Below are 8,409 nucleotides of genomic sequence, written 5' to 3' on the forward strand. Positions count from 1 at the left end.
ATTTTAAAGTCCCAAAAGCCTTTCGACCCCAATTATTTACTTGCTACCCCTTGACAGTTCAAGACAGTATCTACGGGGGCTACGCCAACGAAGCGGATCGCACTTGGTCAATATACATACTTCCCCGGCGGTGCTGCCCCAATCGGTTGTCGGTACAGGCTAGTTTTGCTAAAATTTGATAAAGTTTGCAATAGCGATCGCAACTGCCAGATTAGCCAAGTCCCAGCAATCACAGGAGATACATTATGTCTGAAATTCCAGCCGAACAAACACAAACAAACTTGACAACTCCAGAAATAACTACCGAAAGCTCAATTTCTGGGGTGGAAAACGTGAAAAATAGTTTGGGAAACGTCCTAAATAGTTGGAAGTTGAAAGCAGGATTAGCAGTTGCTGTACTGTTTGCAGTGTCGCTATTTGCTTTCTACTGGCAGCATAACATTGCAGTCGTAGGTATGAAGAGTTGGGCGGCGCGATCGGGAGCTAACCCGATCGAATGTATGGTAAGAGATACTAATAATGACGAGTATGTCAGTTGCAGCGCCCTCCTCGATCAGCAGATTGTCCCTCTTGAGTGCAGTTCAAGTTTGTTCAATATCGGCTGTCGAGTCAATTACGGAACTGCGGCACCAAATCCGAGAGCAATCAACCCTAGATAGAGCATCTGCGGGTTTGAGATGATTGTTTAACGAACAGATTTGCTACTGAAAATATGGGAATTACAAAAAAAATCTCACCGTGAAAATACTCCAGCAATAAATATCGGAAAACTATTGTTTTTCTTGTTGTAAATTAGCAGGTAATGAAAGTTACCTGCTTTTGCGATCAGGTAATCTGTGATAGAGGATGTGCGACAGTATATTAATGTGAAGATTTCACCTTTAGCATGGGTATCAAAGCATCCTCAGCTACTATAATGGATCAGTCCGCTCTACCCTAATGATTGCTGACTATCTTTAATAACATTTTCTTCTATCATTGAAACCTGAAAATGATCGAGATTAATGGCTACCAAATTCTCACTCAAATCTACGAAAGTACCAACTCCACTATCTATCGAGGCATCCGCCAACAGGACAACCAAGCCGTCATCCTTAAATTCCTCAAAGAAGACTATCCTACCCCCTCCGAACTGGTTCGCTATAAGCAGGAATATGAAATTACCCGAAATCTGAATCTAGATGGAGTAATTAAAGCTTATGAATTAAAACCCTATCAGAGAACCCTGTGTATCATCCTTGAGGATTTTGGCGCGTCATCTTTAAAACAGTTGATGGATGAGCGTAGGGAATCAGGCACGGGAGTATTACCCCTACAGGAATTTCTGAGCATTGCTATTAAAACGGCTGAAATTCTAAGCAGTATTCACGCTGCGAATATTGTTCACAAAGATATTAACCCTAGCAATATTGTTTTCAACCCAGAAATCGGGCAACTCAAAATTATAGACTTTGGTATTTCTACTAAATTCACCCGCGAAAATCCTACCGTCAAAAATCCTAACGTCTTAGAAGGTACTTTAGCTTATATTTCACCTGAACAAACAGGAAGAATGAATCGTTCCCTAGATTACCGCACCGACTTTTACTCTCTCGGTGTCACTTTCTATGAGTTACTGACAGGCCAACTCCCTTTTGAAACAAATGATGCCCTGGAGTTAGTGCATTGTCATATTGCTAAAGTGCCAATTTCTCCTCATCAAATTAATCCAGAAATTCCCCAGGCCCTGTCAGATATTGTAATGAAACTGATGGCAAAAACCGCTGAGGAGCGATACCAAAGTGGTTTCGGAATCAAAAATGATTTAGCAGAATGTTTGCATCAGTTACAAACCACAGGAAATATATCTGATTTCTCTTTAGGGACTCAAGACATTTCCGACCAGTTTCAAATTCCCCAAAAGCTCTACGGACGCGAAGCCGAAGTAGAAGCACTACTAAAAGCATTTGAGCGAGTAGCGGACAATGCCCAATCCCAAATAGAAATGATGTTGGTGGCGGGTTATTCTGGTATTGGCAAATCATCTCTAATAGCCGAAATTCACAAACCAAATACCCGACGGCGCGGCTATTTCACTGCCGGCAAATTTGACCAATTTCAAAAAAGTATTCCTTACTCCGCTGTAGTTAGCGCTTTTAAGGGATTAGTGCGGCAACTGTTAACAGAAAGTGAATTACAGCTTAATCGATGGCGAGAAAAACTTTTAGAGGCTTTGGGCGATAACGGTCAAGTAATTATTGATTTGATTCCAGAAGTGGAATTAATTGTTGGCAAACAGCCTGTTTTAGCAGAGTTAGGAGCAATCGAATCACAAAATCGCTTTAATTTCGTTTTTGGTAACTTCATACGGGTGTTTTGTTCTGTTGAGCATCCTTTGGTCATCTTTCTGGACGATTTGCAGTGGGCCGATTCTGCCACTCTAAAATTAATTCAACTGATGATGACGGATGCAGATACTCAATATTTATTGATTATCGGGGCGTATCGAGATAACGAAGTCACAATCGAACACCCACTAATGATGACTCTGGAAGATATCCGTTCAGAAGAGTTAACAGTCAATAAAATTACTCTAGCACCTTTAGCACTAGAAAATATCAACCAACTCCTTGCCGATACACTACATAGCGCTCGATCAGACTTACAACCTTTCGCAGAATTAATCCTAAAAAAAACCGAGGGTAATCCTTTTTTTGTTCATGAATTCCTGAAAACATTATATGCAGAAAGACTGCTGAATTTCGACTTTAAGGCCCGCACCTGGCAATGGGATATTCCTCAAATTGAAGCGATAGGTATCACAGATCATGTGGTCGAGTTAATGCTTGGTAAACTCAAGAAATTGCCGGAAGCGACTCAGCAGGTGTTGCGCTTGGCAGCTTGTGTTGGCTCAGAATTTGACTTACATACTCTATCAATTATTTGCGCTCGATCGCTAGAAGAAGTTTTCTCAGACATTAAGCCAGCAATTAGAGCGGAGTTAATTATTACTTTATCCGAATTAGACGAACGATTATTAATTCAAAATTATAAGTTTGGACACGATCGCATCCAACAAGCAGCTTATAGCTTAATCAAAGAATCCGATAAAAAAGCTATTCACTTACAAATAGGCCGTCTACTTCGACAAAATCTTTCGCCGGAAATATTATCCGAAAAAATCTTTACGATCGTCGATCATTTCAATATAGGTTTGGAACTTATTACCCAACAACAAGAACGAGATGAAATTGCCAAATTAAATTTGCTTGCTGGTCGTAAAGCAAAGACAGCAACAGCTTACAGTGCAGCAGTTCAATATTTGGATATAGGGTTGAAACTCTTAGCAGAAGAAAGTTGGATTTCCGTATACGAACTAACTCTCACACTTTATGAAGAAGCTGTAGAAGTACAATATTTAAACACTCTCTTTGCTCGTTCGGAAACATTAGCTGAAGTCATTTTAGAAAAAGCCAAAAATCAGCTAGACAAAGTGAAGGCTTACGAACTAATCATTCAAAATTATACTGCTCGAAATCAGCCTATTAAGGCACTAGAAACTGGTTTAGATGCAGTGGAATTATTAGGAATTTATCTGGCAACTGGCGAAGATATTGAGATTGAATTACCAACATTAACAGAATTAGAAAACTTTTCAGAAATGACGGATGCAGATAAGTTAGCCGTCATGCGAATTTTGATGGCTATCTGTCCATCAGCTTATTTTGCTAAACCAGAAATTTTACTGTCAATTGTCTTGACAATGGTTAAGCTAACAATTCAAAAAGGTTATTCAGCTTTGGCTGCTTATGCCTATGTTTGGTATGCTGCTATCTGTTCGGCACAAGGCAAGATAGAAACTGGATATCACGCCGGACAATTAGCCATGAAATTAGTAGATAAATATCATGCCAAAGAACTAAAAGCCAAAGTTTATAACTTATTTTGCGCTCTAGTCAGACACTGGAAAGAACCAGCCCGAAATAGTATTGCCATTCTCCTAGAGGGAATTCAAAGTGGACTTGATACTGGAGACAATGAATATGCCTGTTATTGTATTAAGGATTATTGCGTTAATTTGTTTTTGACGGGAGAGCGCCTCGAAGTTGTCGAGTCTAAAATGCAGCAATACTCCAATCTATTGCTAAAGCTAAAACAGGAATATGCTATCTACCAAACTAATATATGGCGACAAGTTAATTTGAATCTTTTGGGGAGAGAGATCATTCAATCTCGTTTGGTGGGTGCAAGTTTTAATGAGGATGAGATAGTTCCCCGTTTATTAGCAGCAAATAATCGCACTTTAATTTGTATTGTTTACATTGCTAAACTATCTATTTCTTACTGTTTCAAAAACTATATTGAGGCAGTGAGTAATGCGCTTGTAGCAGCAGAATATATAGATTCTGTTATGGGATTTATGTATGTAGCCATTCATAATTTTTACTATTCTCTTGCCTGGCTCGCTCAGTATTATCCAGCTCGGTCTGCCAGCTTACACCAAGTAGAATTAAACCAGGAACAAATGAAGCAATGGGCTAATTTTTCCCCAGCGAATTTTCAGCACAAATACGACCTAGTGGAGGCTGAAAAAGCGAGAGTATTACGTCAGAATTGGCAAGCCGCAGAACTTTACGAACGCTCGCTCAAAGGTGCTAGAGATAACGGATATATTCAAGATGAAGCCCTGGCTTATGAGTTGGCGGCTGAATTTTATCTCGCAAGTGGTATGGAAAAAATTGCCCAAACCTATTTGCAAGAGACATACTATAGCTATACTCGCTGGCAAGCTTGGGCAAAAGTTGAGGATTTGGAATCAAGATATCCGCAGTTACAAACTAAATCTTCGGCAGCTACTCGCATTACAGACGCGCCTACGACTTTAACCCAAATACAAACTACCACAAGCTCGGACATTGCTTTAGATTTCGCGACAGTCATCAAAGCCTCCCAAGCGATTTCTGGGGCAATTTTCCTAGAGCAACTACTACCAAAATTGATGAAAATTTTGATTGAAAATGCCGGGGCGCAAGTGGGTTTTCTGATTTTAGAATCTCAGAAAAGATTGCTGATTGAAGCTGAAGGTTCTGTTGATTCAGAACAAGTCACAGTTTTACAGTCAATCAACATTGAAACTAGCGAAAAGCTGCCGCTAGGTGTCATCCAATATGTGGCGAGGACTCAAGAAGATGTCGTTTTATCGGATGCTACTAACGAAGGAGTTTTTAGTAGCGAACCCTATATTATAAAAAATCAGCCTAAGTCAGTCTTATGCGCTCCTATTATTAATCAAGGGAAACTGATTGGGATTCTGTATTTAGAAAATAACTTGACAGTAGGAGCCTTTACGAGCAAGCGTTTAGAAGTCCTTAAGGTTCTATCCTCCCAAGCCGCTATTTCGATCGAAAATGCCCGCCTCTATCAAAACTTAGAAGATAAAGTTCAAGAACGCACGGCTCAACTAGCTGAAGCGAATCAAGAAATTAGCACCCTGAATCAGAAATTAAAAGCCGAAAATATCCGCATGAGTGCAGAACTCGATATAGTCAAACAACTGCAACAAATGGTGTTGCCAAAACCGTCAGAATTCGCAGCAATTGAAGGCTTAGAAATAGCTGGTTTCATGGAACCTGCTGACGAAGTTGGCGGCGATTACTACGATGTATTGCAACAAGATGGCAAAGTAAAAATTAGCATTGGCGATGTCACGGGACACGGTTTAGAAAGCGGCGTGTTGATGATTATGGCACAAACGGCTGTCAGGACGCTTCAGAAAATGAACGAAACAGATCCCGTGAAGTTTTTGGATGTCCTCAACCAGACTCTTTATGATAATCTCCAGCGCCTGGACTCCTCTAGAAATATGTCTCTAGCTATCTTAGACTATGCCGGAGGTGTCCTGAAATTAAGCGGACAACATGAGGAAATGATTGTGGTGCGCGCTGATGGAAAATTGGAGCGCATAGACACGATGGATTTAGGCTTTCCCATTGGCTTAGTAGAAGAGATTGGCGAGTTTATTGCTCAAGCAGAAGTGCAGTTAAATCCTGGGGATGTGGTGGTGCTTTATACTGATGGAATTCCTGAAGCTTTAGATATTAATAAAGCGCAGTACGGATTAAAGAGGTTGTGGCAAGTGGTGGTTGAAAATCGTCACCGCTGTGCCCACGAAATTCGGGAAGCTGTGATTAAGCATGTCCGGCAGTATATTGGCGCTATGAAGGTTTTGGATGATATTACTTTGGTGGTGATGAAGCAGAAATAGAACTTTTTTCTCGCGAGTTGGGCGGTTGAAACCGCTACTACACAACTAAAGCCCGACGGCGCGGACTAAAGAATAATATCATGTCCGAGCGATTGACCATAATATCCCGGCCGGGCGGGTTTTTGAGATTGTCAATTATTGGCAGATATTGGCAGGTTTACCCGCCCCTACCTGATTTCGGGCGAAGCGAAGCGGAGGGAATCGACCGGACATAATATAAACGGGATATTTCAACCGGATTTGGTATAAAATATGGCAGCTTACCAAGGGCTTCCGATCATGGTGAAACTACTCCAATAGTAAGGATGAGAAAAATTTTGGTTTCCTTGTTGTAAATGAGCAGGTAAATTTAACTTGCCGCCTGTTGTTACTAGCTGTCCGTTTTCCAGCCGCACTTTACCGGACATTATTGCTTGTTGAGCCAGTTGCAAAGCTTCTGCTTTAGTTGTGGTTCCTCGCAACTGATGGTAAAATTCGCTCATCAGCCCCAAAGTGCCTCCATCATCAACATACCACAAACTCCCTAAAGCAGATTTGGCGCCGGATTTTACTGCTAAACCTCCAAAACCTAACTCTGCTTCCCGATCGCCCACAGCAGTTCTACAAGCACTTAATACTAACAAGTCTACCTGCGGATTGCCCCAATTCAAACTCTCCATGTGATCGAGCTGCAATTTGGAATTCCACATTTGAATGTAGGAATTGCTCGCTTTTCCCGGTTTGAATTCAGCGTGAGTTGCTAGGTGAACGATCCGAAATCCTCCCTTGGCGTGTTCGGAGTTGAGATTATCTATAGTGAAAGTGGAATTGAGGAAAGATGGGCTCTGCCACTGAGCCGAAATCGCCTGCAGTTCGATCGGCACACTGGGCAAGGGCTGTTGGTCAACAAATTCTGACCTTCCCATTGCTAGCACTGTGGCGTCTCTAACAGCTTTATAATCGGTATTAGTCGAACTAAAACTCGGAATTAGGCTAAAACTGTATTTTTCAATCAAGAAGCCTTTACCGTCGTGCAAAGCGGCAAAGGGCAGGCTTCGCAATCCCGCATCGACTGACAGTAATAAAGTTTGAATTCCTAAGTTTTCTAAGTCTTTTTCTAGGGGTGCGATCGCCCATTTATATAGTTGCTGAGCGGCGGGTAGATAAGTCGTACTATCGCGTTTTGCGGGATTGGTGATTTCAGCGCGCAACTCCTGCACGGTGGGGAAAAGAGCTGCTCTGTTGGCTTCGGGGACGCTGTAGTGAATCGGCATCCCGACGGGAGGAACTAAAATTAGTTCCAGTCGATCTTCTCGCGAGACCATGTAGATAATACCAGACCGCTTGCCGGTTTGCTGTTCGATATTTTGTAAAGTTTGTTGGGATGTCGAAATCAAGGTTTTTTCCTGTAGGAGGTTGGCTTCTACCCCCAGGTATTCGGCAAATTCTTGATTCCTCATTTCTTCGATTCCCCAGACTGTTTTCTGTATGTCGTTACCTTCAAAAAGTCGATCGGGAGACGGAACATATCCCAGAACTAAATTAGAAGTAGGGTTAACTGTTGGTGCTTGTTGGGATGCGAGTGAAGAGGCTACGATGCCAGCGGGTAATTGACTGGTGATACTTGGATCGAGGGTTAAAATTCGATGATCGGCAGCAGCAACACCGAGATTGTCTAGCGATCGAATTTCGGGGCGTTTAAAGTCTTGTTCATCGGAGGTTGACGGTTCGGGTGTGGGTGTATCGGCGGCTGTGGGCGATTTTGGTGTGAGGACAGGTGCGGGCACTTGTATTTCCGTAGGATCGATCGGAGTGGGAGTTACTACCGGAGGTGGAGTTACCACCGGAGTGGGAGTGGGAGTTACTACCGGAGGTGGAGTTACCACCGGAGTGGGAGTCGGAGTTACTACCGGAGGTGGAGTGATACTCGGAGTGGGAGTCGGAGTTACTACCGGAGGTGGAGTTACCACCGGAGTGGGAGTCGGAGTTACTACCGGAGGTGGAGTGATACTCGGAGTGGGAGTCGGAGTTACTACCGGAGGTGGAGTTACCACCGGAGTGGGAGTCGGAGTTACTACCGGAGGTGGAGTGATACTCGGAGTGGGAGTCGGAGTTACTACCGGAGGTGGAGTTACCACCGGAGTGGGAGTCGGAGTTACTACCGGAGGTGGAGTGATACTCGGAGT

The 8,409-nt window shown here is 42.7% G+C and carries 3 protein-coding genes; 2 read left to right on the forward strand and 1 reads right to left on the reverse strand.

The window, feature by feature from the left end; all coding sequences use genetic code 11:
• Positions 1-245: 245 nt before the first annotated feature.
• Positions 246-659, forward strand: a complete 414-nt coding sequence (locus tag QUB04_RS31835) for a hypothetical protein (RefSeq protein ID WP_333290665.1) — start codon at positions 246-248, stop codon at positions 657-659.
• A gap of 332 nt (positions 660-991) precedes the next feature.
• Positions 992-6,244 (forward strand): AAA family ATPase, encoded by a 5,253-nt coding sequence (locus QUB04_RS31840; protein ID WP_333290666.1) that lies wholly within the window; start codon positions 992-994, stop codon positions 6,242-6,244.
• A gap of 260 nt (positions 6,245-6,504) precedes the next feature.
• Here QUB04_RS31840 and QUB04_RS31845 read toward each other — a convergent pair.
• On the reverse strand, positions 6,505-8,409 hold a 1,905-nt coding region (locus QUB04_RS31845), incomplete at its 5' end, for a CHAT domain-containing protein (RefSeq protein ID WP_333290667.1).

The sequence above is a fragment of the Microcoleus sp. D2_18a_B4 genome (assembly GCF_036702475.1).
Classification (GTDB): Bacteria; Cyanobacteriota; Cyanobacteriia; order Cyanobacteriales; family Microcoleaceae; genus Microcoleus.